Consider the following 26,903-nt stretch of genomic DNA (forward strand, 5'->3'; position numbering starts at 1 on the left):
CGCCTGACGGCGGCTCCGCTTGCTTCCGGGTGCCGCGCTGCGGTTGAGAAACCGCGCGAGGAAGGACTACGCGTCCTCGTCGGGCAGATCGAACAGCTGACGCGCCGCGGTCACCAGCAAGGCCTGCTCCACACTGCTCGCGCCGCGCAGCTTGCTGCTCGGGGCATGCAGCAGCTTGTTGCTGAGGGTGTCGGCAACGAAGGCCATAACGTCTTCGGCCGAAGCGCCCGAAGCCAGGCGGCGACGCGCCTTCTCCAGCACTTCGTCGCGATGGGCGCGCGCATTGGCGCGAATCTGGGCGATGGTGGTGCCGGCGTCGCGGCTTTCGAGCCAGCGGGTGAATTCGATCGCGTATTCGCCGATCAGCACCTCGGCCTGCTTGGCCGCCTCGGTGCGCGCCTTCATGTTGTCCTGCACCACGTCGCGCAGGTCGTCGAGCGTGTACAGGTAGACGTCTTCGAGCTGGGCGATGCGCGGATCGATGTCGCGCGGCATCGCGAGGTCGATCATGAAGACCGGCTTGCGGCGACGCTTCTTGGTCGCCGCGACCATCGCGTCGCGCTCGATCACGTGGCCGCGCGCGGCGGTCGAGGACACCAGCAGGTCGGCGTCCGGCAGATACAGCGGCAGGTCGGACAGCGGAATCGCATAGCCGTGCACCTCGCGTGCGAGCTTCTCGGCCTTGTCGAGACTGCGGTTGGCGACGATCAGCCGGCCCACGCCCTGCCCGCGCAGATGGCGCGCGAGCAGCTGCACGGTTTCACCGGCGCCGACCAGCAGCGCGGTAGTTTCGCGAAAGTCCGCGAAGATGCGCTTGGCCATCTGCACGGCGGCGTAGGCGACCGAAACCGGATGCGCCCCGACCTGGGTGCGGCTGCGCGCGAGCTTGGCGACCGCGAAGGCATGCTGGAACAGGCGGGACAGCACCGGCCCGAGCACGCGCTGGCTTTGCGCGGTGGCGAAGCTCTGCTTCATCTGGCCGAGAATCTGAGGCTCGCCGAGCACCATCGAGTCGAGGCCCGAGGCGACGCGCAGGCTGTGCAGCACGGCGGCCTGGTCGCGATGCGTATAGACGAACTGATTGAGATAGTCGTGCGGGGCGTTGAGCTCGCGGCGCCACCACTCGAGCAGCTTGGCTTCGTCCTCGACCGGCGCGACCGCCAGAATCTCGGTGCGATTGCAGGTGGACAGGATCGCCGCCTCTTCGACACCGGGCAGCGCCCGCAGCCGCGCGAGCGCGGCCGGCAGGTCGGCTTCGGTGAAGGCGAGCCTTTCGCGAGCCTCGACGGGCGCGCTGTGGTGGCTCAGCCCGAGCGTGATAAGGGCCATTTGCTACCTGATCTGGAAGAGGCGACGTCGCCCCCCGGTCGGGGATCGATTCCCGGAATCGAAATCCGCTTCGACATACCTTGCGCCTTCAGCGCCGGGCAAGCCAATCCGTGAATCCCCCTATTGTCTGGCAGCCCCGCCCTTAGGACAAGCCAGCGCTGTTCCGGGCGTCGCAAAATTCGTGCTCAAGGGGCTCAGGAACCACGCTACCATTGAACAGTCTCAGGACATGCCGATTGGCCTGAACGCCGTCGCGTGAATCGCCAACCCTTCAAGTCTCGCCTTGGACTCTTCGTGACCCGACCTTTGCATCGCCGCCTTGCCCCTATCACCCTGGCTTCGGCCCTGCTGGCGACTTCGATCGCCCCGAACGCCTGGGCGCAGAAGGACGACGATGCGCCGGTACAGACCGTCGAGGCCGAATCCACCTCGGGCGCCACCGTCACCGATCCGGAAGCGCGCTTTCACATCATGGCCGGCGAAATGGCCGCGGCCCGCAACGAGCCCGGGCTGGCGGCAGCCGAATTTCTCGCCGCGCTGCGCAAGGTCGACGATCCGGCGCTCGCCGCCCGCGCGACCGGCCTGGCCTTCACGGCCGGCAGCGCCAATCTCGTCGAGCTGGCCGCCCAGCGCTGGCTCGAGCTCGACGCCAACAACATGGATCCGCGCGAAGTGCTGCTCGCGATGAACCTGCAGCGCAACGAAGTCGAAGGCGCCTACACGCAGGCCAAGGCCATCGTCGAAGGTCACGGCGGCGGTCGCGAAGACGGCTTCCGTCACGTCGGCGTGCTGATGGTCCAGCAACCCGGCAAGAACGACACCGCCATCGCGGTGCTCGACCGCCTGAGCAGCGAATATCCGAAGGAATCGGGCGCCTATTACGCCACCGCCCTGCTGGCCCTGCGCCAGGATCGGGTCGATACCGCCGAGACCGCGATCCGCAAGGCCGTCGAGCTGAACCCGGATTCGCGCGAGAACGTGCTGCTGCTCGTCGGCGTGCTCGTGCGCGCCGGCAAGCTCGACGAGGCCGATCGCAGCATCGAGGCGCTGACCCGGAAGTATCCGAAGGAAAGCGCCGACATGCGCATGGCCTACGCCAAGCTGCTGGTCGAATCGCAGCAGCGCGATCGGGCTCGCCAGCAGGTCGAGCGCATCCTCAAGGCCGATGCCAAGAACAAGGACGCGCGCTACGCGCTCGCCGTGTTCCAGCTCAACGACAATGATCTCGACGGCGCGCGCAAGCAGTTCGAGCAGCTGTCCAAGGACATCGATCGCGGCCCCGACGCGCGTTTCCAGCTCGGTCGCATTGCCGAGCAGCAGAAGCGCTACGACGACGCGCTGTCGCTCTACGACTCGGTCGGCAGCGGGCCGCAGGCACTCGACGCGGCCGTGCGCCGCGCCGCCGTGCTCACGCGCCTCGGTCGCGTCGACCAGGCGCGCGAGACCCTGCATCGCATGCGCGACCAGTTCCCGCCGTTGCGCGAGCGCCTGCTGCTCGCCGAAGGCGAGATGCTGCTGACCGCCGGCCGCCGCGACGAAGCGCTCGCCGCCTACAACGACGGCTTGCGCGAGCTGCCCGGCAATGCCGATCTGCTCTACGGCCGCTCGCTCGTGTTCGACCAGCTCGGGCGCAGCGCCGAGGCCGAAGCCGATCTGCGCGGCATTCTGAAGGCCAAGCCCGACGATGCGCGCGCCCTCAATGCGCTCGGCTACATGCTCAGCAACGGCAGCAAGGATCGCTTGCCCGAGGCGCGCGACCTGATCGAAAAAGCGCTGAAGCTGGAGCCCGAAGACCCGGCCATCATCGACAGCCTCGGCTGGATCAACTTCAAGCTCGGCAAGGCCGAGACCGCCAAAGATCTGCTCGCAAAGGCGCATGGAATCACGCCCGATCCGGAGATCGCCGCGCATCTCGGCGAAGTACTGTGGACGCTCGGCCAGCGCGATCAGGCCAAGGCGGTCTGGAGCGACGCACTCAAGGGCAGCCCGGATCACGAAGTGCTCAAGGAAACCATCAAGCGCCTGTCGCCATGAAGGCACTGGTCGCGGCGCTGGCCGCGCTGCTGTTGCTGGCCGGCTGCTCGCTCTCGCCGCAACAGCGCGAGCTCAGTTCGGCCGAGAAAGGCGCGGCCTATGCCCGCCACGAGGCCCAGATCCTCGGCATCGAATCCTTCCAGGTCGACGGACGCGCCGCGAGCGCCGAACTCGGCTTTCGCGCCGATCTGCACTGGCTCGAACGCGCAGACCGGCATTTCGAGCTGCGCCTGGCCGGGCCCTTCGGAGCCGGAGCAGTGGAACTGCGCGGCGATGCTGATCTGGTCGAAGTGCGCAACAGCGACGGCGTGCAACAGACCGCCGACCCCGAAGGCTGGATCCGCCACCGCTACGGCTGGACGCTGCCGATCAGCGGCTTGCGCTACTGGGCGCTCGGCGTCCCGAACCCGCGGATTCCGTCGCAGCCCTCGCTCGATGCCCAGGGCCGGCTCGAGACGCTGATCCAGAACGGCTGGAAGCTCACCTATTCTGAATATCGACGCGAAGGCGAGTACGATCTCCCGCGCCGCTTCGAGGCCGACAACGGCCAGGTACGGCTCAAACTGCTGATCGACCGCTGGAATCTGCAGCCCGAGATCGGCTCACCATAACCCGTAGTCCCGTTGACGCTACAAAGTTGTCTGCCCGATGACCCATCCTTTCAATGTGGAATTCGCCTGGCCCGCGCCGGCGAAGCTGAACCTGTTCCTGCATGTCACCGGCCGACGCGCCGATGGCTATCACCTGCTGCAGACGGTCTTCCAGTTCCTCGATTACGGCGACTCGCTGTACTTCACTCCGCGCGGCGACGGCATCTGCCGGCGCGTCGAAGGCAATTACGACATCCCGGACGATCGGGACCTGGTCCTCAGGGCGGCGCGCCTGCTCAGCGAGATCAGCGGCGCCGGCCTGGGCGCCGATATCCGGGTGCGTAAGCGCATCCCGTTCGGCGGTGGCCTCGGCGGCGGTTCGAGCGACGCCGCGACCACGCTGGTGGCGCTGAACCGGCTCTGGAACCTCGGCATTCCGTACGACGAAATCGCCGGCATCGGCCTGCGCCTGGGCGCCGACGTGCCGGTGTTCGTGCGCGCCCACTCGGCCTGGGCTGAAGGCATCGGCGAGAAGCTCTGGCCCATCGAGCTGCCCGAGCCTTACTTCCTCGTCGTCACCCCGCCCGTTCAGGTCTCGACAGCGGAAATCTTCGACGCGCCCGAACTCCAGCGCGATCGGCCGCCGATCGATCTCGCCGGTTTCAAGGCCGGCGAAGGCATCAACGTCTGCGAGGCGGTGACGCGCGCGCGTCACCCGCAGGTCGGTGCAGTGCTCGACTGGCTGTCGGCGCACGGCAAGGCATGCATGTCCGGCACCGGGGCTTCCTGCTTCGTAGCCTTCGACTCGCTGCTCGAGGCCGAGCGCGTGCGTCAAGCGGTTCCGAGCCACTGGCAAGCTTTTGTTGGAAAAGGGCTGAATCGCTCGCCACTCGCGGATATAATGCGCGGCCTCTGAGGGCCGGCTGTTGTTCCGGCACCAGAAAGACTCTCAAATTTGGGGCGTAGCCAAGTGGTAAGGCAGCGGGTTTTGATCCCGTCATTCGGTGGTTCGAATCCATCCGCCCCAGCCAATTTGTAAGTGTGGTGAAAGGCGGGTTTTGATCCCGAACCTTCCGAACGGTTCGAATCCATCCGCCCCAGCCAATTTGTAAGTGCGGTGAAAGGCGGGTTTTGATCCCGAACCTTCCGAACGGTTCGAATCCATCCGCCCCAGCCAATTTTAGGTTGCGTCGCTTGTCGGTCGGTAACGACCGACAAGTCAAGTTGCCCAGGCAACAGCTCACCGTAGTTTCCTTGCGACGAGATCGATTCCGATGGCCGATGCACAGTTGATGCTCTTCACGGGCAATGCGAACCCCCAGCTGGCTCGCGAAATTGCCAACTACATGAAGATTCCCCTCGGCAAGGCATCGGTCACCCGGTTCTCCGATGGCGAGGTGCAGGTCGAGATCCTCGAGAACGTCCGTGGCAAGGACGTATTCGTGATCCAGCCGACCTGCGCGCCGACCAACGACAACTTCATGGAGCTGGTGATGATGCTCGATGCGTTCAAGCGCGCATCGGCAGGCCGCGTCACCGCCGTGGTGCCCTACTTCGGCTACGCGCGTCAGGATCGTCGCCCGCGCAGCGCCCGCGTGCCGATCTCGGCCAAGGTCTGCGCCGACATGATCGGCGAGTGCGGCGCCAACCGCGTGCTCACGGTCGACCTGCACGCCGACCAGATCCAGGGCTTCTTCGACATTCCGGTCGACAACGTCTACGCCTCGCCGGTGCTGCTCGGCGACATCTGGCGCCAGAAGTACGACAACCTGATCGTCGTGTCGCCCGACGTCGGCGGCGTGGTCCGCGCGCGCGCGGTCGCCAAGCGCCTCGACGACGCCGACCTCGCCATCATCGACAAGCGCCGCCCGCGCCCGAACGAAGCCAAGGTCATGAACATCATCGGCGACGTGCGCGGCAAGACCTGCGTGCTCGTCGACGATCTGGTCGACACCGCCGGTACGCTCGGCCAGGCCGCCGGCGCGCTCAAGGACGCCGGTGCGATCAAGGTCGTCGCCTACGTCACCCACCCGGTGCTGTCGGGCAAGGCGATCAGCAACATCACCAACTCGCGCCTCGACACGCTGGTGGTCACCGACACCATCCCGCTGACGCCCGAAGCCGCCGCCTGCCCGAAGATCCGCCAGCTCTCGATCGGCGGCCTGCTCGCCGAAACCATCCGCCGCGTGAGCGCGGAGGAATCGGTCAGCTCGTTGTATCTCGATTGATCGCCGCCGGGCGGGCCACGGCCCGTCCTGCGTTCTACGCGAACGAAAAGAGCACGCCCATGGCGTGCTCTTTTCGCTTGCGACCGCTCGCGGGCCGCGGTCGAGCCCCGCATTGCGATCGCGATCAGCGAACCAATTCGCCAGCCACCGCGCGAAAATTGGCCCAGCGCGCGCACGGCTCGGTCACCTCGGCGAGGCCGTAGCCGTGCTCCATGAGCACGACATCGACACCGGCGGCTTCGGCGCAACGGCGATCGACGTCGCTGTCGCCGATCATGAGCACTTCGTTCGGCCGCAGGCCGCCGCGATCGAGCAGCCATTGCAGCGGCAGCGGGTCGGGCTTGCGCCGTTCGAGCGTGTCGCCACCGGCCACCGCGTCGAAGTAGCCGGCGATCCCGAACGACGCCAGCAGCCGCATGGCGCTTTCCTGTGACTGATTGCTGCAGATCGCCAGCCACACCCGCTCGGCGCTCAGTGCGGTCAGCAGCTCGCGAGCGCCGTCGAACAGCCGGACCGATTCCGACGCGGTCCGCAGATAGCGCTGCCGGACCTGCCGCGCCAGCGCCTCGACGGACTCGCCGCTGCCGCGCAACTCCAGCGCCTGCCGCAGCATTGCATCGAGCCCGAAGTGCACGCTGTGCGCGAGGTCCTGCGCATCGACGGGCTGCAGTTTGTGCTCCCGCAGCACCGCATTGATGGCTTCGATCATGCCGGCACGCGTATCCAGCAGCGTGCCGTCGAGATCGAACACGATTCCACGATAACGACGGCGGAGCGTCGACATCACCGTCCCGGACTCAGAACTCATACGAGTACGTGAAGAACACGCTGCGCGGCTTGGCCTGGAACGCGTACGGGTAGTAGTACTCGGGATCGGTCGGCAGCACTTCGCGGCGCACGCCGGCCGAGGCGTACTGCAGGTTTCCGAACAGGCCGCGGTTGCTGTAGTCCTCGTCGAGGATGTTTTCCAGGCGCAGTTGCAGACGATGTTCACGCCCCTCGCCGGCCCAGTACTGAGCGGTGGCGTTGAGCACGAACCAATCGCCCCAGTTGTACGCGGGCACGCTAGCGATGGGACCGTTGGTGATCGTGCGGCCCTGCAGGCGCGGCAGCAGGTTGAACTGGTAGCGGCGATCGCTGGTGGTATAGCGCAGCTGGCCGGTTGCGAACCATTCGGGTGTCGCATCGATCTGTCGATGGGTGCCCTCGACTTCGGCCTTCTGCTGCGTGTAGTTGGCGCTGAGCAGCCAGTTGCTGGCGAGCTGGACCTGGACGTCGGCGACCATGCCGCGAATCTCGGTGACGGCGTCGGTGTTGTAGCGCGTGTTCGGCGTCAGTCCGCTGGTGGACTGGATGCGATCGGTGATGTCGGTGGCGAAGCCGCCGATCTCGACCTGCACCTGCGCTTCTCCGAACCGCAGGTTGGCGCCCGCGCCGTAGTTGAGCGTCTTGGTCTTCTCGGGCTTCAGATCGGGATTGCCGACCATGGTGTCGGTATTCGAGTACAGCTCGTTGGTGCGTGGCAGGCTGAAAGAGTTGCCGCCGTTGACGCGAACGAAGGTGCTGCCCGGCAGATTCTGGTGCAGGCCGAACTTGCCGATGGTCTTGGTTCCGAACGACTTCTCGTTTTCGACGCGGCCGGCGATCGACAGATTGGTGCCGGGGCTGAAAGTCGGCGTCAGGTGAAGATCGGCGATCAGTGCGTTGCTCGAGACGATGTCGTCATCGATGCGAACTCGCGCATCGGAGGCATCGCGATAGTTGGTGGACTGCGCGCCGAGCGTGGCGCCGACCGACGGCGTGAAACTCACGTGGTTGAGCGCGGTGACGATCATCTCTTCGAAGCCGGCGGGAATCGCGTTGATGCCGATACCGCGCTGCGTCTGGGGCTCCAGGCGCCCGGTCCAATGACCCCACTCGATCGTCGTGCTCGGGTTGCCCGGACTCTGGCAGCCGGCCTCGATGCGGCAGATTTCAGGCAGGAACTTGGTGTTGATGAGCTCGGGCTTGCGATACGAGGCGGTGATGTCGGTGCGTACGGCACTCGACCAGGTCTTGTTGTAGCTCAGGTTGAACAGCGGCATCTTCGACTTCGTGGGGCCGTAGATCGTCGTGTTCGGGAAGGTGTCCTGGAAATCGATCTGCACGTACTGCAGATTCGCGAGCAGCTGGCTGCTGCTGTCGATCTTCCACAGGTACTTCACGCCGATGTCGTCACGCGAGTTGGAATAGTCGGTGATGCCGCCGGCGGCAAGATGGTTGTCGGTCTGCGATTCGCGCGAGAAGATCGTCGGCCCGTCGGTGTCCAGGCGGCCGCCGTAGAACATCACGCTGTGCTTGCCCGAGGCGGTCAGCGGAAACGAGTAATTGCCCCAGATCTCGCGCGTGTTGAAGCTGCCGTAGCTGAAACCCATCTCGCCTTTTTGCGTACCATCGGGCTTCTTGGTGCGAATGCTCACGAGACCGACGCCGGCGTTGCTGCCAAAGTACAGGCTCTGGCCGCCACGGAACACTTCCACCGATTCGATCATGTGCGGATCGATCAGCGTCGAACCCCAGATGTCCTCGACACCCGGACCGCGGTCGTACAGCGGCACGTCGTCCAGCGTCACCAGCGTGTCGCGATCGCCGCCGCCATCGAGACGGATGGTGAATTCGCCTTCGTCGGGCGAGTAGCCCACATAGGCGCCTGCGATCAGACCCTGCGCGAGTTCGGCCATGTTGGTGTAGCCGCCGGCCTCGATCTGCTCCGCGCTGATCACCTGCACCTGATTGCCGAACTGCTTCAGATCCTGCGCCACTGCGGTCACGCGCTCGTGGCCGAGCACCTCGACCTCCTCGACCGCACTGACCGCCACTGCGGCCTGCGCCGCCTCGATGACGGCGGCGCCGGCGCCCGCCTGTGCCACCAGCAGATCCACAGCCGCAGGAGCGACCGCATCCTGTGCCTGTGCAGGCAAGCTGCAGATCGTCGCGCCGACGGCAAGGGACAACAGCGCGCGCCGGAACGGCACGCGAACATGAATCGCGGACATCGGAAGGCTCCTTCGGGATAGCGTTTGAATTCTCGACACGACACAGCAGCGGCGATCGAATGCCGGTGCGTCGTGCTTGGCGATCAATTGCGATCGCCCTGCCCCGAAGTCTGGTGCGGTTCTTTTTCTGACCGATGTCAGGAAAATGAACGAAATGTTCTGATATTCAGGGATTTGTGCCGAGCCCCAATCCTTCTATAGGTGCACGACCGGCAAGCGGACGAACCGCCAGCTCCGCGCTGGGCAGACGTCGGTCCGTCGCTTCGAGTTCCGCGCGCAACTGATGCACCAACTCGAGGAACGACATCACCAGCCGCGATTTCATGCGCTCGCGCAAGCAGATCACGTGCGAGTATGTGGCCGCATCGAGATCGTCGATCGGCAGTGGCACCAAACGGTGATCGTCGACGTAAGCCACTTCCGAAACCACGCCGAGGCCGATGCCGTTGGCGACCGCTTCGCGTATCGATTCGCGGCTGCCGATTTCCATGATCTGCTTCACGCGAACACCCGCGCGTTCCAGCGCCTGGTTGAAGACACGCTGCGTCGTCGAACCGCTTTCACGGCCGACGAATTCGCAGCCATGAAGATCGTGCACGCTGAGCGATCCACGCCGCGCCAGCGGATGTTCGCGATGCGCGAACACCACCAGCGGCTGGCGCCGGTAGGCCACGCTTTCGACACGCTCGTCCTGCACGTCGTGCACGAGCACGCCGAGGTCGGCGTGATAATTGAGGATGCGATCGACGATCTGCGATGAATCGCCGACCGACAGGCTCACATAGATGCGCGGATGGCGCTTCTGGAACGCAGCCAGCACCGGCATGACGTTGTAGGGTCCGACCGCACCGATGCGCAGATGACCGCGCAACATGCCTTCGGCTTCCATGAGCATGGAATGCGCTTCCTCCTCGAGCGCGAACAGGCGATTGGTGATCACCAGCAGGCTGTCGGCGAATTCGGTAGTCATGAGCTTTCGGCCGATCTGCAGAAACAGCTGCACGCCGAACTGCTTTTCGAGCGCACCGATCTGCGCCGAAACGGTGGGCTGGCTGACACCCATCTCGATGGCCGCGGCGGTGGTGCTACCGCAGCGGGCGGTGTAGTGAAAGGCGCGCAGGCCGGTCAGTAGGCGCATGTAATCTATCGACGTGATCTATGGACGGCCCGCAGTTAACGGCAACAATCTTTCATTGCCGTGACTTTGGTGCCCGATCCATAGAAGATTTTCATGCCGGGCGGCGATTCATCGATTTTTCTTTCACGACGGTGCAATCAGGGGCTCATAGGCTGCGCCCATCGTTGTGACCCACGCTCGCCCGAGCTCCTCATGATCTGGAACCTGCTGCGCCGCTTGCTGGTCGCGTTCACCGCGCTGGCATTCATTCCTTCCGCATTCGCCACACCGAACGACGGCAGCACGCAGCGTCCGCTACGCGTGATGCTGATTCCTGCCGACGGCGGCACCGCCACCGGCACGCTGGCCGACTTCAAGCCGCTGTTCGATGCCATCACTGCGGACACCGGCCTGCATTTCTCGCTACGGGTCGGCAGTAGCTATTCGGCCGTGGTCGAGGCGATGAAAGGGGGGCTCATCGACGTCGCCTGGTTCGGCCCAGTGGCCTACGTGCAGGCGCGCAAGGCCGGCGCTGCCGAGCTGCTCGCGGTTTCGGTGCGCGACGGCGAATCGAGCTATTACGCCGGCATCTTCGTGCGCGCGAACGCCCCGTTCAAGACACTCGCCGACCTGGGCGCAAAGCGCATGTCCTTCGGCGACATCAACTCCACGTCGAGCTTCTCGTATCAGGTGGCGATGCTGCTGGAGGCCGGACTCGATCCGGCGCGTGATCTGTCCGAGTTGCGCATCACCGGCAGCCACGCCGCCAGCCTCGCCGCGCTGAGCAGCGGACTCGTCGATGCGGCCTGCCTGAGCTTCAATTCGTATCTGCGCGCGGTCGATGCGGGCTCGGTACACGCCGAGGATTACCGCGTACTCGCGCGCAGCGAGGCGATTCCGAATCCGCCCCTGGCGATGAGCACCGCCTTGCCTGTTGCCATCAAGCAGAAACTCAAGACAGCGTTTGCGCGCGTACACCAGGCCGGCCACATCGCCGCGGCTTCGCTGCGCGGCTATGGCAACAGCCCGGTGGATCGCTACGATGCCGCGTTTCCGGAGGCCGCATTCGACAAGCCCGCGCAGATGCTCGAACGCATCGGCGACCCGCAACTCGGCGCGATTCTGCGGAAGGCGGGCCAGCGATGAGCGCGCTCGTCGAATTCGATGGCGTGAGCAAGCGCTACGCCGATGGCACCCGGGCGCTCGACGAGCTCAAACTGTCGATGCCACGCGCGCAGTTCTGCGTGGTGCTCGGCCCTTCCGGCGCCGGCAAGTCGACGCTGCTACGCATGCTCAATGGTTTGACGCGCCCTGATGAAGGCGACATCCGCTTCGACGGCGTGACGCTCACGACCGCGCGACTGCGCCAGCAACGCAGCCGCATCGGCAGCATTCATCAGCATTACGGCCTGGTCGGGCGCCTGTCGGTGCTCGACAACGTGCTTTGCGGCCTGCTGCCGCGCATGGGCCTGCTGCGCTCGATGACCGGCGCGTTCAGCGACGAGCAGCGCCGCCGCGCCTGTCGCGCGCTCGCCGATGCCGGGCTGGACGAAAACCAGCTGTACCGTCGCGCGGACGAGTTGTCCGGCGGCCAGCAGCAACGCGTCGGCATCGCCCGTGCGCTCATGTGCGATCCGCAACTGATCCTCGCCGATGAGCCTGTCGCGAGCCTGGACCCTCGCATCAGCCGCGACATCCTGGGCCTGCTGCGCAACACCGTGCACGAGCAGGGCGTTGCCGTGCTCTGCACGCTGCATCAGGTCGAGCTGGCGCTGGAATTCGCCGATCGCATCGTCGGCTTGCGCCTGGGGCGCGTGGTGTTCGACGGGGTGCCGTCCGAGTTCGATGCGGCGGCGCATGCCTCGCTTTATTCCGCTTTGGATCCGCATGTCCGCACCGACCCTGCGAACGCGGACGCGCGGGCACCGCTGCTTCGGGAGTGGGCGCATGCCTGAGACCGGCGCGCTCGCGGCCAAACCGCCCGAGCAGTGGCAACTGCAGCCGCGCGGCTCGCTGCGCCGGCTGCTGATCGGGCTGCTCGTGATCGCGCTGCTGCTGTTCTCGGCCAAGCGCACCGAGATCGATCGCATGCTGCTGCTGAGCGCCGAGGCCGCGGGTTCGGCGCTTGGAATTGGCGGGCCCTCGCAAGTCGCCGATGGCGTACGGCGTGTGAGCAGCTCGCTGTGGCCGCCGCAATTGTCGGAGCGACGCGAAGTGGCGCGCATCGAAGGCTTCGACCGCAAGCATCTGCCGCTGGGCTCGCACCTCGAGCAGGAGCAGTCGCTGACGCGCAGCCTCGATCCGACCACGCTGCAAGTGCAGACCCAGGTGGTTGCGCGCGAGGTGCTCGTGCAGCCGCTGGGCTATCTCTGGCGCGTGGCTGGCCTGATGTTCGAAACGGTGGAAATGGCGCTGTGGGGAACGCTGGTCGCGCTGCTGATGGCCTTTCCGCTGGCGTATTTCGGAGCCCGCGACTACGCACCGCATCCGCTACTGCACACGCTGGCGCGCGGAACCAGCAGCCTGCTGCGTTCGATACCTGATCTGGTCAGTGCGCTGTTCCTGGTGCTGGCCTTCGGCTTCGGTCCGATCGCGGGCGTGCTGGCGCTCGGTGCGCACAGCGCGGGCTTTCTGGGCAAGTTCTTCGCCGAAAGCATCGAGAACGCCGAGCGCGCTCCGCAGGATGCGTTGCGCGCGGCGGGCGCGCGCGATCTGCAGGTTCTGCGTTATGCGGTCTGGCCCGCGGTGCTGCCGTCGGTGATCGGCCAGGTGCAGTACATCCTCGAACGCAATGTAAGAACCGCGACGGTGATCGGCATCGTCGGTGCCGGCGGTATCGGGCAGGAACTCAAGGGACGCTTCGAGATGTTCGACTTCGGGCACGTGGCTACGCTGCTGCTCGCGATCTTCGCCTCCGTGGTGCTGCTCGAACATCTGGCCGGACGCCTGCGCGCCCGCTTCATCTAACCCCCACAGCAGGAGCTGCTCCCATGACGACGACTCGCAGTCGCCGCGACTTTCTGCGCCTGGTCGGCGGCGCTGCCGGCGCCACTGCCTTGCCGCTGTCCATCCGCGATGCGCTGGCCATCTCCGCACGCAGCGAAACGGGCACGATCCGCGATGTGCAGCATGTGGTGATCCTGATGCAGGAAAACCGCTCGTTCGATCACTACTTCGGCGCCCTGCGCGGGGTGCGTGGCTTCGGTGATCGCTTTCCGATTCCGCTGGCCTCGGGCAAGTCGGTCTGGTGGCAATCCGACGGCAAGCGCGAGATTCCGCCGTACCACCTCGACAGCGCGCGCATGAACGCGCTGCTGGTGCCCGATACGCCGCATTCGTATTCGGACGCGCAGGCGGCCTGGAACCAGGGCTTGTTCGGGCAGTGGCCGCTGTACAAGACGCAGTATTCGATGGGCCACTATCGGCGTGCCGACGTGCCGTTCCAGTACGCGCTCGCCGAAGCCTTCACGATCTGCGATGCCTACCATTGCTCCATCACCGCGGGCACCGATCCGAACCGCATCGTGTTCTGGAGCGGCTCCAGCTTCGATCCGCAGCTGCGCGCACGCGGCATCGACAGCACCGACGTCGATTCCGAACCCGACAACCTGCGCTGCTGGGTCACCGGCGCGCTGCCCGAGCCGGGCTACCGGTACGTGAGCAACGCGCTGACCTGGCCGACGATTCCGGACGTATTGCAGGAGGCCGGCGTGAGCTGGCGCGTCTACCAGGACCCGAACGACAACTGGACCGGCGCGATGCACGGCTGCCTGGCGTTCAAGAGCTTCCGCGAAGCGGAACGCGATTCTCCGATCTATCGCAACGGCATGTCGCACTGGAGCATCGACGACCTGATCCAGCACGTCGAGCAGGACACGCTGCCGCAGGTGAGCTGGATACTGCCGACGCGCCTGCAGTCCGAGCACCCGGGCGCCCCGTCCAGCCCGCAGCAGGGCGGCCACTTCACCAGCGAAGTGCTCGCCGCGCTGACGCGCAACCCGGAGGTCTGGAGCAAGACCGCGCTGTTTCTGACCTTCGACGAGAACGACGGCTTCTTCGATCACCTGCCGCCGCCCGCGCCACCTTCGTTCGATGCCGACGGCAAGCTCGCGGGCGCCGCGACCCTCGATCTGGCCGGCCATTTCTTCCACGATCCCTATCGCAACCATCTCAAGCGCGAGGACGTCATCAGCGGCACGCGCCGGCCCTGGGGCCTCGGGCCGCGCGTGCCGATGTACGTGATCTCGCCGTGGAGCCGCGGTGGCTGGGTCAATTCGCAGGTAGCCGATCACACCTCGGTCGGACAATTCCTGGAGCGCCGCTTCGGCGTGCGCATTCCGGCCATCAGCCCCTGGCATCGCGCGGTCTGCGGCGACCTGAGCTCCGCGTTCGACTTCAAGAACCCGAATGCGGCCCGCTTTCCGCGCCTGCCGGACGTGGCGAACTACGCCGAAATCGAAAGCGCGCAAAACAAGCTCGCCGTGCCGGCCGCGCCCGCGCAGGCGCAGCCGGTCTGGCAGGAGCAAGGCATGCGCCCCTCGCGCGCCCTGCCCTACGCGCTGCACGTCGACGCGCGCAGCCAAGACGGTCAACTGGCCTTGGACTTCGGCAACACCGGGGCTCAAGGCGCAGTGTTCCAGGTCTACGATCGCCTGCAGCCCAAGCGCATCCCGCGCCGCTACACGGTCGAAGCCGGCAAGTCGCTGACGGATCGCTGGACCACCGCCGACACCGACGGGGCTTTCGACCTCTGGGTGCATGGCGTCAACGGCCACGTGCGCCATTTCAAGGGCCGCATCGGTGACGCGGCCTCGGCCCCGCAACTGCGGTTTCGCCACGGCGACGACGGCAGCCTGACGCTCGAAGCGCAGGCGGCAGCCGGCAGCGAGCCGGTGACGCTGACGATCGTCGACAACGCCTACGGCGACGGCATCGTGAAGCTCAAACTGAAGCCCGGCACCACGGCCAGCAAGCACTGGAGCTTGCGCAAGAGCGCGCACTGGTACGACTTCACCGTGAGCCTGGAAGGCAAGCCGGACTGGCATCAGCGTCATGCCGGACGCGCGGAGTCCGGCAGTCATGGCTTCAGCGACCCGGCGATGGCGATGGGGCCTGCGCTGTTCTCCTGACATCGATCCGGAGCTCGTCTGTGCTCCATCCGATCCGCGATCGCCGCCGTTGGCGATGTCCGGGCTTCGTTGCCCGCGTGAACCGGCGCCTTTGCCGGCTCACGCGTCGATGGACCGCCGCAGCGGTCCATCGTTCAACGCATCGTTCAGCCCAGATCGACCGGCACGAAGATTCGCGCCTCGCCGCGCTGGATCAGCACGGCGATGTGGCGGTCGGACTTTTCGACGATCTCGCGCAGCTGCTTGGCGCTGTCGATGGTCTTGCCGTTGGCCGACAGCAGCACGTCGCCCGGGCGGATGCCGGCTTCGGCCGCCGCGGCGGCGACGTCCTCGACGACCAGGCCGCCCTTGACGTCGATCTGCTTCTTCTCGTCGCTGGTGAGCGGGCGCACCGCGACGCCGAGGCGTCCGCCGGCATCGGCCTTGCCGCCTTCGTCGGCACTGGCAACCTGGGTATCGTCCATCGCCTCCAGCTTGGCGGTGAGATCGCGCTTCTTGCCGTCGCGCCAGACCGTCAGCTCGACCTTGGCACCCGGCTGCATCGACGCGATCGCCGACGGCAGTGCGAACGAGTCCTGTACAGGCTTGCCGTCGACGGCCAGGATCACGTCGCCCGGCTGCACGCCGGCCTTGGCGGCGGCGCTGTCCTCTTCGACGTTCGAGACCAGCGCGCCGGTGGGCTGCGCCAGCCCGAAGCTTTGCGCGAGCTGCTGGTTGACGGCCTGGATCGTCACGCCGAGCTTGCCGCGCGTGACCTTGCCGCTGGTCTGCAGCTGCTTGCTGACGTTGAGCGCGACGTCGATCGGGATCGAGAAGCTCACGCCCTGGAAGCCGCCGCTGCGCGAATAGATCTGCGAGTTGATGCCCACCACTTCGCCGTCGAGATTGAACAGCGGGCCGCCCGAATTACCCGGGTTGATCGCGACGTCGGTCTGGATGAACGGCACGTAGGAGCCGTCCGGCAGGGTGCGGCCCTTGGCGCTGACGATGCCCTGCGTGACCGTGTTTTCGAAGCCGAACGGGCTGCCGATGGCCACCACCCATTCGCCGACGTTGAGCTCTTCGGGGTTGCCGAGCTTGACGGTCGGCAGGTCGCGCGCATCGATCTTGAGCACGGCGACGTCGCTCTTGGCGTCCTGGCCGATGACCTTGGCGGTGAACTCGCGGCGGTCAGTGAGTTTGACCGTGACTTCCTTGGCATCGGCGACGACGTGCGCGTTGGTCAGGATCACGCCGTCCGCGCCGACGATGAAGCCGGAGCCTTCGCCGAAGGTCGGGCGCTCCTGCTGCGGCATCTGTCCGAAGAACTGCGAAAATGGATCGTCGCCGTTACCGCCGAAGCCCGGAAAGCCGCGCAGCTGGCCGCGCGCCGAAGTCTTCACGGTGCCTTTGGTGGTGATGTTGACGACGGCCGGGCCATAGGCGCGCACCATGGCCGAGAAATCCGGCAGCGCGGCGCGGGCCGAGACGTTGGCCGGCGCGGCCACCGGGGCTGCGACTGCGACGCTCGGGTTTTCGTGGCCCATCGCAAAGAGCGCGGTGCCGGGCACGGCGACGGCCGCAGCGCCCAACAACGCCGCGGCGAAGGGATTGCGTACGATCTTCATGCTCATCTTCAAAACGCTCCTGACAAGTCGGTGGAAAGCCGCGGAAATCGTTCCGCGTGCAGCCACGATGGGGGCGAAGATTTAAGAGAGATTTAAGACGAGCCACGCCGGGTTTGATTGTCCCCGCTCCCACGCGTGGGAGAGAGTGGCGCGCAAGCGCCGGGTGAGGGGCTGATCGGAAAGTGCGCCCACTTTTCAGACGAACCCTCTCTCCCCGAATTACTCCCGCTGCCCGAGCCAGACGCCCAGTGAAGCCAGCAGCAGGCCGACCAGCTCGTGCCAGCCGAAGGCCGCGTCGAGCAGCAGCGCTGCAAGCAGCGCCGTGACCGGCGGAACCAGGTAGAACAGCCCGGCCGTGCGGCCGGCCGCGCCCCTGCGCAGCAACCACAGGTACAGCAGCAGGCCCGCGCAGGAATTCACCAGGATCGACCAGGCGGTGCCGAGCAGCACGCGGGTCTGCGGCACGTAGTGCAGGCCTTCGAGCGCGATCGCGAACGGCGCGAGCACGATCAGCGAGGCGAGCAGCTGCACCACCAGCGAGAGCCGCGGGTCCAGATGCGTGGTGTGGCGCTTCTGGTAGAGCGTGCCGAAACTCAGCGACAGCAGCGCCAGCAGCATGAAGCCGTAGCCGAGCAGCGAACTCGGTGCCACGAGTTTCGGCCCGATCACGAACAGCACGCCGGCGAGCCCGAGCGCGAGGCCGATCGGCGTATAGCGGCGCAGGCGCTCGCCGAGGAACACCGCGCCACCGATCGCCGTCGTCAGCGGCATGAGCCCGGCGATGAGTCCGGCGGCGGCCGGCGGAACGCCCGCGCGCATGCCCGCGTAGGTGAAGCCGAAGAATCCGGCCTGCAGCAGCACGCCGCCGATCGCCGCGTGCCTGAGTTCGGAGAACGCGGCCGCGGCCGGCCGTCGCCACGCCAGCAGCCAGAGCCCGACGATCGCCCCGGATCCGGCGAAGCGCAGCACCGCGAGCGTGAACGCGCCACTGCCCTGCAGCGCGAATTCGGCCGCCAGATAGCCCGTGCTCCAGAGCAACACGAAGGCCAGCCCGGCCAGCGATTCGGTCCGCATCAGTTCGATCCTTTCTGCGCGGCGAAGCGCACGATCACCTTGAGCCCGCGCCCATCGTCACCGCCGGCCAGCGTCACCGTGGCCGCATGCGCCTCGGCGATGCTGCGCACGATCGCCAGGCCCAGCCCGCTGCCGCCCGGCGGCGCATCGGGCGCGCGGTAGAAGCGATCGAACACGCGCCCGCGCTCGGCTTCCGGAATGCCCGAGCCCTGGTCGAGCACCACGAGTTCGATCGTCGATCCGGCGTTGCGCACCGACACATCGACGCGCCCGCCCTGCGGCGAATGGCGGATGGCGTTGTCGAGCAGGTTGCGCAGCAGGGTCTTGAGCGCCTCGGGCTCGCCGACGAGCACTGCTTCGGAGGCCGCGTCATCGAGCCCCAGATCGACCTGCTTGGCCTCGGCGGCAGCGTAGAGCTCGCCGATCACCTGGCGCGCGAGTTCGGCCAGCACGAGCGGCCGGCGGAATTCGGAGCCGGCCTCCGACTCCGGCGCGTCCTGCCGGGCCAGCGCGAGCATCTGCTCGACGAGCCGCGAGGCCCGGCCGACGCCGGATTCGAGCGCCTCGATCGCGGCGCGGCGCTCCTGCTCGCCGGCCTGGTCGAGCCCGCGCAGCTGCAGGCGCAGGGCCGTCAGCGGCGTGCGCAGCTCGTGCGCCGCGTCGGCGATGAAGCGGCGCTCGCGCTCGCGCTGGCTGCTCAGGCGGCCGAGAAGATCGTTCAGCGAGGTCACCAGCGGCCGCACCTCGGCCGGCAGGCCCCGCTCGCGCAGCGGGGCCGATTCGACGGCCGGCCGCGAGCCGACCTGTTGCGCAAGCTTGCGCAGCGGGGCGAGCACGCGGCCGACCGAGATCCAGATCACCATGCCGAGCGCCGGCATCAGCAATAGCAGCGGCAACAGCACGCGAGCGGCCAGATGCGCGGCCCGCGATTCGCGCACGCGCATCGGCTGCGCCACCTGGATCACGTTGAACGGCGTGCGCAGGCCGTAGACGCGCCATTCGCCCTCGGGCGTGCGCACGGTCGAAAACCCCAGCGTGGTCAAGCCCGGCAGGCTCGCGTGGCGCTGCGACAGGTAGACGCGCACGCCGGTCAGGCTCCAGACCTGAACGACCAGGTCGGCCGCGGCTTCGCGCTCACCGAACTCGGGCGCGGGCTGCAGGAAGCTGCGGTCGCGCAGGGCATGCGCGGTTTCCTGCAGCTGCTGGTCGAACACGATGTCGGCCTCGGCGAGCGCCTGCCGGTACAGGAACGCCGCGCCCGCGATGCCCGTGAGCAGCACGGCCCCGAGCAGCCAGAGCAGCAGGCGCGTGCGCAGCGAGCTCATGTCGCCACCCGCCAGCCGACCCCGCGCACGTTCTGGATGAAGCCGGCCGAGAGCTTGCGCCGCAGGCCGGACAGGTGAACGTCCACGGTATTGCTCTCCACTTCCTCGCCCCAGCCGTAGAGCCGCTCCTCGAGCTGGCTGCGCGAGAGCACCTGGCCGGGGCGTTCGAGCAGGGCCTGCAGGATCGCGAATTCGCGCGGGGACAGCGCCAGCTCGACGCCGGCCTGCGTGGCCTTGTGCGCGGCCGGGTCGAGCAGCAGATCGCGATGCTCGATCAGCGGGCCGCTCTGCCCGCTCTTGCGCCGCACCAGGGCGCGAATGCGGGCCGCGAGCTCGTCCGGGTCGAAGGGCTTGGTCAGGTAATCGTCGGCACCGGCGTCGAGGCAGGCGACCTTGCTCGCGATCGCGTCGCGCGCGGTGAGGATCAGCACCGGGGACGCGACACCCTGCGTGCGCAGCTGGCGCAGCACCTCGAGCCCATCGCCGCGCAGCAGCCCGAGATCGAGCACGATCAGGTCGAAATGCTCGGTGATCGCGGCAGTCAGGGCGCCAGGTGCGTCCTGCAGCCAGTCGACCGCGTAGCCGCGGTGGCGCAACTCCGCACGCAGGCCGCTGCCGATCATTTCGTCGTCTTCGACCAGCAGGATGCGCACGATGGGCCCGATTCGTCGCTACGGAAAGCCGGCTAGCCTGCCCGGTTGCGGCCAAACGTCAAGCCCGGAGCCGCCGCGATCGGTGGCGACTTTGCGACCGCTCCCGTAGAATCCGCGCCCCCGTGGCTGGTCGCGGCTACGGGTCGTCAACCATTTTTGGAGTTTTGCCATGAAACAGAAATTCGTTATCGAAGCCGAAGCACGGTCGGCGCAGGGAACGGGTGCGAGCCGCCGTCTGCGCCACGCGGGCTCGGTCCCGGGCATCGTCTACGGCGGCAAGAAAGAGCCGCAGATGATCTCCGTCAACCACAATGAACTGTGGAAGCAGCTCAAGCTCGAGGCCTTCTACTCGGCCATCATCACGCTGAACGTCGGCGGCGAATCCGAGCAGGTCGTGCTCAAGGATCTGCACCGTCACCCGGTTCGCGAGCAGGTTCTGCACCTCGACCTGCAGCGCATCCAGGCCGACGTCGCCCTGCGCATCCGCGTTCCGCTGCACTTCAAGGGCGGCGACGTGGCTCCGGGCGTCAAGACCGGCGGTGGCTATGTCGAGCATCTGCTGAACGAAGTCGAAGTCGAGTGCTTGCCGAAGGATCTGCCCGAAGCTTTCGAGATCGACATCTCCGGCCTCAACGTCAACGAGTCGATCCATCTCTCGCAGATCGCGCTGCCGGAAGGCGTCGCCTTCGTCGAACTCAAGCACGACAACGACCTCGCGGTCGTCGCGATCCACCTGCCGAAGGCCGCCGAAGAAGAGGAAGCCGCTCCGGCCTCCGCTGAAGTTCCGGCCGCCAACCAGAAGGCTGCGGACGCCAAGGCGGCTCCGGCTCCGAAGAAGAAGTAGCAGACCGAGCCACGCGTCGGGGCCCGGCGAAGCCGGGATCGACGCCCAGGCGAGTGTCTGCTCTCCCAGACGCGACACCAGCTCCGGCTCAACGAAAAGCCCTGCCTCATCGGCAGGGCTTTTTTGTTAAGGTCGCCGCCTCGTCAGCAGTCTCGAAAAACACGCAATGCCCGACTCGCTCTACGCCATCGTCGGCCTCGGTAATCCAGGGCCGGAATACGCGCGCACTCGCCATAACACCGGCTTCTGGTTCGCCGATCTCGCGGCCCTGCGCTACGGCGGTAATTTCCGCACGGAATCGAAGTTCTTCGGCGAAACCGCGCGCGTGAAGATCGGCCCTGCAGACGTGCTGCTGCTCAAGCCGACCACGTTCATGAATCGCAGCGGCCAAGCCGTCTCGGCACTTGCGAATTTCTACAAGCTGACTCCGAACCAGTTGCTCGTCGCTCACGACGAACTCGATCTGCCGGCCGGCACCATGCGCCTCAAGCTTGGCGGCGGGCACGGCGGACACAACGGCTTGCGCGACATCCACAAGTCACAGGGTGAGGCCTACCGTCGGTTGCGCATCGGCATCGGCCATCCGGGCGACAAGACGCTGGTGCTCAATTACGTCCTCGGCCGCCCTAACAAAACCGATGAGGACGCCATTCTCGATGGCCTCGGTCACTCCTTGAACGCGGTCGAAACCTGGCTCAAGGAAAGTTGGGACAAGGGCACTCAGCAGCTCCACACCGCTGCGCGCTGATCACCGGTCTGCGTTCTAGCGATCGTGCTTGTCACGTTGGCCCGTGCTGCCTTGATGTCCACCGTTGATGCTCTTCTCGCGTTCCTGCGGTGAATCCTTGCCCTGCTTCGGTTGCTCGTTTCGAGCCCGCGAAGCCTGCTTGCCGTCATCGTTTCGATCATTGCGATTCGTCGTCGCCTCCTGAGTTTTTTGCGTTTCAAGAAGCGTCGATGCTCGGCCAGCACGCGTGTACGCGCCCTGACTTGAATGCTGAAAAAGCGGCCGTTTGAAGCCTGCGACGATTCAGCACGTGCGCCTAATCTTGGAGCCCTCAATAGCCAGCCAGGAGGGCAAGCCATGAGCCTGATGAATCCGCGTTCTTCCACGCATGCGATCAAGTTGCTCGAAACCGATCATCGCGAAGTCGATGCCATGTTCGAGGCGTTCGAGAAAGCCACAACCGGCCCCGATCAAACCGAAATCGTCAGCCGCATCTGCAAGGCGCTCGCCATTCATACCGAACTCGAAGAGCGCATCTTTTACCCGGAGTCGCGCAACGTGCTGAAGAGCGACGGCCAGGATCAGGTCGATGAAGCCTATGTCGAGCACGCGAGTCTCAAGGGCCTGATCCAGCGGCTCGATGGCATGCGCGCGAACGAGCCGCTGTTCAAGGCTTACGTGACTGTACTGAAGGAATACGTGCAGCATCACGTCAAGGAAGAAGAGAAGGACTACTTTCCCGATGTGGAAAAGACCTCGCTCGATCTCGAAGCGATCGGCCAGCGCATGCTCGTTCTGAAAGAGCAGCTCATGACGCAGCTGCGCGACGAGGGCAGCCCTCGCGGCGTGGTGCGCGCCAAGCTCATCGAGTCGCAACCGCTGCCGCAGCGCGCGATGAAAAAAGCGGCCTGATCGATTCGGGCGCTTCACAAGTGGGTTAGCGCCAGCGCGCTAACCCACTTTTGTTCATGCGCTAAAAAGGCGGTCAGCAGCGGGCTGCCGACCTGCCCTGTTCGTACTACGCTGCTTCTTCTGCTTCGAGTCGATGCCGAGCTGCTTGATCAGTGCGTCGACGAAAGCCGGAATATCGTCCGGCTTGCGGCTCGTGATGATCGGGCCATCGACGATGACCTCCGCATCGGCCCATTGCGCGCCCGCATTGCTCAGGTCGTTCTTGAGCGAGGGCCAGCTCGTCATGCGCTTGCCTTTCGCAAGGCCGGCGTCGATCAGGGTCCACGGGCCATGGCAGATCGCCGCGATCGGCCGGCCGGTCTGGCCGAACGCGCGAATGAAGTCGATGGCCCGTGGCTCGAGCCTGAGCTTGTCCGGGTTGATCTGCCCGCCCGGCAATACGAGCGCCTCGTAGTCCTGAACCTTCGCGTCGTCGACCTTGCGATCGACGCGGACGGTCTCACCCCAATCGGTGAATTTCCAGGCCTTGATCTCGCCGGGGTTGGCGGTCTTGGCCGGGGCCAGCACCTCGACCTCGAGGCCGGCCTGCTCGAGCAGCTGCCTGGGCCCCAAGAGCTCGTCCTGCTCGAAGCCGTCGGTGGCGAGAATGGCGATTTTCCTGCGTACTGGGGTCTTGTCGTTCATGTCGTGCTCCTTGCGTTTTTACGATGCGCATCCGTGCGCAGCCGATCGGTTGCAATAGACGTTCCGGCTCGCACGCGGACGTAAACGCCGCAAAAAGGCGCCGACTCGCCCGCAAGCCGCACGACTATCGAAGCCCGATCGTGCAGGCTGATCCGCCGCGCCATGCGCTCCCGGTCGACAGGAATACTCACTACACTAGCCCGCAGCCCGCAGCCTTCCGGAACATGAGCACGCCATGAGTACGCCGATCGTCCTTCCCAAGCTCGGTTTTTCGATGACCGAAGGAACGCTCGCCGATTGGCTCGTCGCCGACGGCGCGGCGGTGATGCAGGGACAGTTGCTGTATTCGCTCGAAAGCGACAAATCCATACAGGACATCGAGGCTCCCGCCTCGGGCAGGCTCAAGATTCTGCACGCCGCAGGCGCCGCGTATCCGGTCGGAACCAAGCTCGGCGAGATCGTCTGAGCCGGCGTTGCACGGTCGCAGGATCATGGTTGCCGAGCGGTCGCGTCGGCCGCCGCGGTGGCGCCAAGCACAAAATCGATTACAGCCGCAATCTCGCTCAGCTTCCGTTCAAGCTTTAAGCTTGCGTTTTTAAAGTACCGCGAGCTCCCATGTTCGGACGCCTGATGCCCCGCGAGGGCAAATTCTTCGACTATTTCAGCCAGCATGCCGACCAGATCGTGCTCGGGGCCGAGCAGCTCACCGCGCTGATGCGGGCCGAGCATGAGCTCGACGAGCGCAAGCGCAACATCGAGAACATCGAGCATCGGGCCGACAAGATCACCTCGCAGACGATGCAGCTGCTGCATCAGACCTTCATCACTCCGCTCGACCGCGACGAGATCCATCAGCTGATCACCAAGATGGACGACATCCTCGATCTCATGGAGGACGTCTCGCAGTGCATGTTCCTGTACGACATCCGCGCGGTCACCGATGAGGCGCGCGCGCTCGCCGACCTCTGCCTCACCAGCACGCAGAAGGTCAAGGAAGCGGTGGACCTGCTCAGCAATCTCAAGAACGCCAAGCGCATTCTCGAGCTCTGCAACGAGGTCGACCGCCTCGAAGGCGATGCCGACCACGTCATGCGCAGCGCCATGGCCAAGCTGTTCCGAGGTGAGGCCGACGCCAAGCAGCTGTTCAAGCTCAAGGAGATCTACCAGCTGCTCGAATCGGTGACCGACCGCTGCCAGGACGTTGCCAACATCATCGAAGGCATCGTGATCGAGAACGGCTGATGAGCGTCAGCATGGAAGTTCTCGTGCTGCTGATCGCAGCGGCACTGCTGTTCGATTTCATGAACGGCTTTCACGACGCGGCCAATTCGATCGCCACCATCGTCTCCACCGGCGCAATGTCGCCGCAGGCCGCGATCATCTGGGCCGCCGGATTCAACTTCATCGCCTTCGCTTTCTTCGGCTCACACGTCGCCGCGACCATCGGCAAGGGCGTCGTCGACCCGAACATCGTCGACACCTATGTCGTCTTCGGCGCCCTGTTCGGGGCGATCTGCTGGAACGTCATCACCTGGTACTTCGGCATTCCATCGAGCTCCTCGCACGCGCTGATCGGGGGACTCGCGGGCTCGGCGATCGCCAAGGGCGGCACCGGCTCGCTGGTGTCGGCAGGCTTTCTCAAGACCGCAGCGGCCATCGTGCTGTCACCGCTGCTGGGCTTTCTGCTCGCAGCCGCGCTGATGATCGCGATCGCCTGGATTTTCTTCCGCACCTCGCCTCGCCGCGTCGAGCGCACCTTCAACCGCCTGCAGTTCGTCTCGGCGGCGCTCTACAGCCTCGGCCACGGCAGCAACGACGCGCAGAAGACCATGGGCATCATCTGGCTGCTGCTGATGGTCTCGGGTGCGCTGCAGAAAGATGCGGACCTGCCGTTCTGGGTCGTCATCAGCTGCCAGACGGCGATGGGTCTCGGCACGCTGTTCGGCGGCTGGCGCATCGTCAAGACCATGGGCATGCGCATCACCAAGCTGCGCCCGGTCGGCGGCTTCTGCGCATCGGCGAGCGGGGCGGCGACGCTGTTCCTGGCCACCGGACTCGGCGTACCGGTGTCGACCACGCACACGATCACCGGGGCTATCGTCGGCGTCGGCGCTTCGCGCAAGCTCTCGGCGGTGCGCTGGGGCGTGGCCGGCAACATCGTCTGGGCCTGGATCTTCACGATTCCGGCGGCGGCGTTCTTGTCCGCGATCGCCTGGGAAGTGGCACACGTGGTGTTCTGAAGCCACCGGCCGGACGACGCGCTGCGTCACCTGATCGGCCACTCAACTGACACGATTCGTCGCGATACGCGGGCGAACCGGCGCTCTGGGATTCAAAACCCGCAAGCCGGCGATTCCGTCCATCCGAGCCCAATCGCCGGCCATCCGCGGCCTGCCCGGTGTATCGCGCCTTCTGACGCACTGCGGCATTCGATCGCGGTGAGCGCAAACCCCAATTGCAACAAGCTCTTGCATCGCCCGGCGGCACCGGCAGGCCACGGCCTGCCGGTGCACGCCTGATGCGGCCAGATGAAACCGTGCTCAGGATTCGAGAACGGGGTTTGAACGTCGATCGCCATGACCTCTTCGGACATGGCGATCCACATGAGCCCCCATACTTCGTCGTGCGCTTCATCGCGATCGAGTGCCGTCCTGCGCGCCGTGCTGCTGTGCCTGGCCTGGTTCGCGCAACCGGTCGCCGGTAATGAGCAAGGTGCCGAGGTCGACGAAGACCGAAGCGCTGTCGCCGCGAGCGCCGATACCACCGCGCAAAATCGCTATTGGGGCCAGCCGACCACGGATGGGCGCTATCGCGTGTCGACGCGCTTTCGAAATTTCGACGGGCAAACCATCGCGCTCGGCTTCGATCTCGCGACTGCCGAAAGCCGCCGCTCGCTGAGCGAGTTCGGCGTCGACGATCGCGAACTCGATGCGCTGATGCGACTCTGCCGCCAGGCCATGGCTTGCGATCAGGCCACCTACGACGGCTACACCACGCGCTACTACCGCGAGCATGCACTGCGCCTCACGGCCGATCCGGGGCGCGCCTCGCGGCTGTCGGTCGACGTACCGGCCGTGGTGCTGCGCAACCGCTCGCGCGTGCGTCCGCTGACCGATGCACTGCGCCGCGCCGCGGCCGAGCGGGGCCAGAACGGCGACTGGATGATCAAGACCGCGATGACGCTCGTGCAGACCGCACTGCCGTACAAGAAGCCCGTCGCACAACTCGAAGGGCGCTCGCTGCTGGGCTTCTATCCGCCGGCGTTCGCGCTCGAACGCGGCTACGGCGACTGCGATACCAAATCCGCCCTGCTCGCGGCGATGCTGCTCGACCTCGGCGAACGTCGCGTCGTCGGCCTGCACGTTCCGGGGCACTACCTGCTCGGCCTCGATCGCCGGCCCGAAGCGGACGAGGCCTTCATCACCCATCAGGGCCGCCCGTTCGTGCTCGTCGAAGCGGCCGGGCCGGCCATGCGCGGCCTCGGCGACGTGTCCATGCGCACGCGCGGCGCGCTCGCCCGCAACGACGGGCTGCGTGTCGATCCGATGTTCTGAGCCGGAAACCTCCTCACGGCGAAGCGGTCCAAGATCGGTACGATCGTTGCCGATCGGCCTA

24 protein-coding genes and 1 tRNA gene are annotated in these 26,903 nt (G+C 66.0%); 16 read left to right on the forward strand and 9 right to left on the reverse strand.

All coding sequences use genetic code 11. The features are described from left to right. Positions 1–66: 66 nt before the first annotated feature. Positions 67–1,329: a glutamyl-tRNA reductase gene (gene hemA / locus WQQ_RS01120; protein ID WP_007183194.1), complete on the reverse strand. Its 1,263-nt coding sequence runs from the start codon at positions 1,327–1,329 to the stop codon at positions 67–69. 294 nt (positions 1,330–1,623) lie between these two features. Here hemA and WQQ_RS01125 point away from each other — a divergent pair, with 294 nt between their 5' ends. From WQQ_RS01125 to WQQ_RS01145, 5 genes are all read left to right on the forward strand, one after another. Continuing rightward, positions 1,624–3,363, forward strand: a complete 1,740-nt coding sequence (locus WQQ_RS01125) for a tetratricopeptide repeat protein (RefSeq protein ID WP_157534453.1) — start codon at positions 1,624–1,626, stop codon at positions 3,361–3,363. Beyond that, complete coding sequence (gene lolB / locus WQQ_RS01130) at positions 3,360–3,974, forward strand: lipoprotein insertase outer membrane protein LolB (RefSeq protein ID WP_007183196.1); 615 nt, start codon at positions 3,360–3,362, stop codon at positions 3,972–3,974. The genes WQQ_RS01125 and lolB overlap by 4 nt, the downstream gene beginning before the upstream one ends. A 37-nt stretch (positions 3,975–4,011) precedes the next feature. Then, positions 4,012–4,869, forward strand: a complete 858-nt coding sequence (ispE, locus tag WQQ_RS01135) for a 4-(cytidine 5'-diphospho)-2-C-methyl-D-erythritol kinase (RefSeq protein WP_007183197.1) — start codon at positions 4,012–4,014, stop codon at positions 4,867–4,869. Between the two features lie 40 nt (positions 4,870–4,909). Then, positions 4,910–4,984 (forward strand) — tRNA-Gln (locus WQQ_RS01140). Positions 4,985–5,227: 243 nt separating this feature from the next. Then, entirely contained in the window at positions 5,228–6,181 is a 954-nt protein-coding gene (locus WQQ_RS01145) for a ribose-phosphate diphosphokinase (protein ID WP_007183198.1), read from the forward strand. A 124-nt stretch (positions 6,182–6,305) separates the two neighbouring features. Here WQQ_RS01145 and WQQ_RS22755 read toward each other — a convergent pair whose 3' ends face one another. From WQQ_RS22755 to WQQ_RS01160, 3 genes are all read right to left on the reverse strand, one after another. After that, entirely contained in the window at positions 6,306–6,965 is a 660-nt protein-coding gene (locus WQQ_RS22755) for an HAD family hydrolase (RefSeq protein WP_050997537.1), read from the reverse strand. A 13-nt stretch (positions 6,966–6,978) separates the two neighbouring features. Further along, on the reverse strand, positions 6,979–9,216 hold the full coding sequence (locus WQQ_RS01155; protein ID WP_007183200.1) for a TonB-dependent receptor plug domain-containing protein: 2,238 nt from the start codon (positions 9,214–9,216) through the stop codon (positions 6,979–6,981). 166 nt (positions 9,217–9,382) lie between these two features. Then, positions 9,383–10,354 (reverse strand): LysR substrate-binding domain-containing protein, encoded by a 972-nt coding sequence (locus WQQ_RS01160; RefSeq protein ID WP_007183201.1) that lies wholly within the window; start codon positions 10,352–10,354, stop codon positions 9,383–9,385. A 192-nt stretch (positions 10,355–10,546) separates the two neighbouring features. Here WQQ_RS01160 and WQQ_RS01165 point away from each other — a divergent pair, with 192 nt between their 5' ends. The 4 genes from WQQ_RS01165 to WQQ_RS01180 are packed head-to-tail and all read left to right on the forward strand — an operon-like array spanning position 10,547 to position 15,462. After that, the gene (locus tag WQQ_RS01165) at positions 10,547–11,479 is read left to right on the forward strand and encodes a phosphate/phosphite/phosphonate ABC transporter substrate-binding protein (RefSeq protein WP_007183202.1); all 933 of its coding nucleotides are present in this window, start codon (positions 10,547–10,549) and stop codon (positions 11,477–11,479) included. Then, a complete protein-coding gene (gene phnC / locus WQQ_RS01170) occupies positions 11,476–12,288 on the forward strand; it encodes a phosphonate ABC transporter ATP-binding protein (RefSeq protein ID WP_007183203.1) in 813 nt (270 codons plus the stop codon). Before WQQ_RS01165 ends, phnC begins: the two co-directional genes overlap by 4 nt. Further along, positions 12,281–13,300, forward strand: coding sequence for a phosphonate ABC transporter, permease protein PhnE (gene phnE / locus WQQ_RS01175; RefSeq protein ID WP_007183204.1), 1,020 nt, complete (start codon positions 12,281–12,283; stop codon positions 13,298–13,300). The genes phnC and phnE overlap by 8 nt, the downstream gene beginning before the upstream one ends. Before the next feature lie 23 nt (positions 13,301–13,323). Continuing rightward, complete coding sequence (locus tag WQQ_RS01180; protein ID WP_007183205.1) at positions 13,324–15,462, forward strand: phosphocholine-specific phospholipase C; 2,139 nt, start codon at positions 13,324–13,326, stop codon at positions 15,460–15,462. Positions 15,463–15,608: 146 nt separating this feature from the next. Here the strand turns inward: WQQ_RS01180 and WQQ_RS01185 are convergent, their stop codons facing one another. The 4 genes from WQQ_RS01185 to WQQ_RS01200 form a co-directional block, all read right to left on the reverse strand. Then, positions 15,609–17,075 carry a DegQ family serine endoprotease gene (locus WQQ_RS01185; RefSeq protein ID WP_050997538.1) on the reverse strand — a complete coding sequence of 489 codons (1,467 nt, stop codon included), beginning with the start codon at positions 17,073–17,075 and terminating at the stop codon, positions 15,609–15,611. A gap of 213 nt (positions 17,076–17,288) precedes the next feature. After that, positions 17,289–18,143 carry a DMT family transporter gene (locus WQQ_RS01190; protein ID WP_007183207.1) on the reverse strand — a complete coding sequence of 285 codons (855 nt, stop codon included), beginning with the start codon at positions 18,141–18,143 and terminating at the stop codon, positions 17,289–17,291. After that, positions 18,143–19,468 (reverse strand): ATP-binding protein, encoded by a 1,326-nt coding sequence (locus WQQ_RS01195; RefSeq protein WP_007183208.1) that lies wholly within the window; start codon positions 19,466–19,468, stop codon positions 18,143–18,145. The genes WQQ_RS01190 and WQQ_RS01195 overlap by 1 nt, the downstream gene beginning before the upstream one ends. Next, positions 19,465–20,121, reverse strand: coding sequence for a response regulator transcription factor (locus WQQ_RS01200; protein WP_007183209.1), 657 nt, complete (start codon positions 20,119–20,121; stop codon positions 19,465–19,467). The genes WQQ_RS01195 and WQQ_RS01200 overlap by 4 nt, the downstream gene beginning before the upstream one ends. A gap of 169 nt (positions 20,122–20,290) precedes the next feature. Between WQQ_RS01200 and WQQ_RS01205 the strand changes: the two genes are divergently transcribed. From WQQ_RS01205 to WQQ_RS01215, 3 genes are all read left to right on the forward strand, one after another. Beyond that, positions 20,291–20,965 (forward strand): 50S ribosomal protein L25/general stress protein Ctc, encoded by a 675-nt coding sequence (locus WQQ_RS01205; protein ID WP_007183210.1) that lies wholly within the window; start codon positions 20,291–20,293, stop codon positions 20,963–20,965. A gap of 166 nt (positions 20,966–21,131) precedes the next feature. After that, on the forward strand, positions 21,132–21,713 hold the full coding sequence (gene pth, locus WQQ_RS01210) for an aminoacyl-tRNA hydrolase (protein WP_007183211.1): 582 nt from the start codon (positions 21,132–21,134) through the stop codon (positions 21,711–21,713). Positions 21,714–22,049: 336 nt separating this feature from the next. Beyond that, positions 22,050–22,604 (forward strand): hemerythrin domain-containing protein, encoded by a 555-nt coding sequence (locus tag WQQ_RS01215; RefSeq protein ID WP_007183213.1) that lies wholly within the window; start codon positions 22,050–22,052, stop codon positions 22,602–22,604. A gap of 54 nt (positions 22,605–22,658) precedes the next feature. On the opposite strand, the gene WQQ_RS01220 is transcribed toward WQQ_RS01215, so the two are convergent. Continuing rightward, positions 22,659–23,288, reverse strand: a complete 630-nt coding sequence (locus tag WQQ_RS01220; protein ID WP_007183214.1) for a type 1 glutamine amidotransferase domain-containing protein — start codon at positions 23,286–23,288, stop codon at positions 22,659–22,661. A gap of 235 nt (positions 23,289–23,523) precedes the next feature. Between WQQ_RS01220 and WQQ_RS01225 the strand changes: the two genes are divergently transcribed. The 4 genes from WQQ_RS01225 to WQQ_RS01240 all read left to right on the forward strand — a co-directional run bounded on the left by WQQ_RS01225 (position 23,524) and on the right by WQQ_RS01240 (position 26,842). After that, the gene (locus WQQ_RS01225; protein ID WP_007183215.1) at positions 23,524–23,754 is read left to right on the forward strand and encodes a lipoyl domain-containing protein; all 231 of its coding nucleotides are present in this window, start codon (positions 23,524–23,526) and stop codon (positions 23,752–23,754) included. 149 nt (positions 23,755–23,903) lie between these two features. Further along, on the forward strand, positions 23,904–24,530 hold the full coding sequence (locus WQQ_RS01230) for a DUF47 domain-containing protein (RefSeq protein ID WP_007183216.1): 627 nt from the start codon (positions 23,904–23,906) through the stop codon (positions 24,528–24,530). Further along, positions 24,530–25,528: an inorganic phosphate transporter gene (locus WQQ_RS01235; RefSeq protein ID WP_007183217.1), complete on the forward strand. Its 999-nt coding sequence runs from the start codon at positions 24,530–24,532 to the stop codon at positions 25,526–25,528. The genes WQQ_RS01230 and WQQ_RS01235 overlap by 1 nt, the downstream gene beginning before the upstream one ends. Before the next feature lie 363 nt (positions 25,529–25,891). Next, positions 25,892–26,842: a hypothetical protein gene (locus WQQ_RS01240; RefSeq protein ID WP_192812938.1), complete on the forward strand. Its 951-nt coding sequence runs from the start codon at positions 25,892–25,894 to the stop codon at positions 26,840–26,842. Positions 26,843–26,903 lie beyond the last annotated feature (61 nt).

Source organism: Hydrocarboniphaga effusa AP103, assembly GCF_000271305.1.
In the GTDB taxonomy this organism is placed as follows: Bacteria; Pseudomonadota; Gammaproteobacteria; order Nevskiales; family Nevskiaceae; genus Hydrocarboniphaga; species Hydrocarboniphaga effusa.

Excerpts from the sequence above, each read along its gene's own strand:
- WQQ_RS01230 (WP_007183216.1), top strand. The coding sequence starts at position 23,904 with ATGTTCGGACGCCTGATGCCCCGCGAGGGCAAATTCTTCGACTATTTC.
- hemA (WP_007183194.1), bottom strand. The coding sequence starts at position 1,329 with ATGGCCCTTATCACGCTCGGGCTGAGCCACCACAGCGCGCCCGTCGAG.
- phnC (WP_007183203.1), top strand. The coding sequence starts at position 11,476 with ATGAGCGCGCTCGTCGAATTCGATGGCGTGAGCAAGCGCTACGCCGAT.
- WQQ_RS01205 (WP_007183210.1), top strand. The coding sequence starts at position 20,291 with ATGAAACAGAAATTCGTTATCGAAGCCGAAGCACGGTCGGCGCAGGGA.
- WQQ_RS01145 (WP_007183198.1), top strand. The coding sequence starts at position 5,228 with ATGGCCGATGCACAGTTGATGCTCTTCACGGGCAATGCGAACCCCCAG.
- WQQ_RS01160 (WP_007183201.1), bottom strand. The coding sequence starts at position 10,354 with ATGCGCCTACTGACCGGCCTGCGCGCCTTTCACTACACCGCCCGCTGC.
- WQQ_RS01235 (WP_007183217.1), top strand. The coding sequence starts at position 24,530 with ATGAGCGTCAGCATGGAAGTTCTCGTGCTGCTGATCGCAGCGGCACTG.
- ispE (WP_007183197.1), top strand. The coding sequence starts at position 4,012 with ATGACCCATCCTTTCAATGTGGAATTCGCCTGGCCCGCGCCGGCGAAG.
- lolB (WP_007183196.1), top strand. The coding sequence starts at position 3,360 with ATGAAGGCACTGGTCGCGGCGCTGGCCGCGCTGCTGTTGCTGGCCGGC.
- WQQ_RS01240 (WP_192812938.1), top strand. The coding sequence starts at position 25,892 with ATGAGCCCCCATACTTCGTCGTGCGCTTCATCGCGATCGAGTGCCGTC.
- WQQ_RS01215 (WP_007183213.1), top strand. The coding sequence starts at position 22,050 with ATGAGCCTGATGAATCCGCGTTCTTCCACGCATGCGATCAAGTTGCTC.
- WQQ_RS01185 (WP_050997538.1), bottom strand. The coding sequence starts at position 17,075 with ATGAGCATGAAGATCGTACGCAATCCCTTCGCCGCGGCGTTGTTGGGC.
- phnE (WP_007183204.1), top strand. The coding sequence starts at position 12,281 with ATGCCTGAGACCGGCGCGCTCGCGGCCAAACCGCCCGAGCAGTGGCAA.
- WQQ_RS01155 (WP_007183200.1), bottom strand. The coding sequence starts at position 9,216 with ATGTCCGCGATTCATGTTCGCGTGCCGTTCCGGCGCGCGCTGTTGTCC.
- WQQ_RS01225 (WP_007183215.1), top strand. The coding sequence starts at position 23,524 with ATGAGTACGCCGATCGTCCTTCCCAAGCTCGGTTTTTCGATGACCGAA.
- WQQ_RS01180 (WP_007183205.1), top strand. The coding sequence starts at position 13,324 with ATGACGACGACTCGCAGTCGCCGCGACTTTCTGCGCCTGGTCGGCGGC.
- pth (WP_007183211.1), top strand. The coding sequence starts at position 21,132 with ATGCCCGACTCGCTCTACGCCATCGTCGGCCTCGGTAATCCAGGGCCG.
- WQQ_RS01190 (WP_007183207.1), bottom strand. The coding sequence starts at position 18,143 with ATGCGGACCGAATCGCTGGCCGGGCTGGCCTTCGTGTTGCTCTGGAGC.
- WQQ_RS01195 (WP_007183208.1), bottom strand. The coding sequence starts at position 19,468 with ATGAGCTCGCTGCGCACGCGCCTGCTGCTCTGGCTGCTCGGGGCCGTG.
- WQQ_RS01220 (WP_007183214.1), bottom strand. The coding sequence starts at position 23,288 with ATGAACGACAAGACCCCAGTACGCAGGAAAATCGCCATTCTCGCCACC.
- WQQ_RS22755 (WP_050997537.1), bottom strand. The coding sequence starts at position 6,965 with ATGTCGACGCTCCGCCGTCGTTATCGTGGAATCGTGTTCGATCTCGAC.
- WQQ_RS01165 (WP_007183202.1), top strand. The coding sequence starts at position 10,547 with ATGATCTGGAACCTGCTGCGCCGCTTGCTGGTCGCGTTCACCGCGCTG.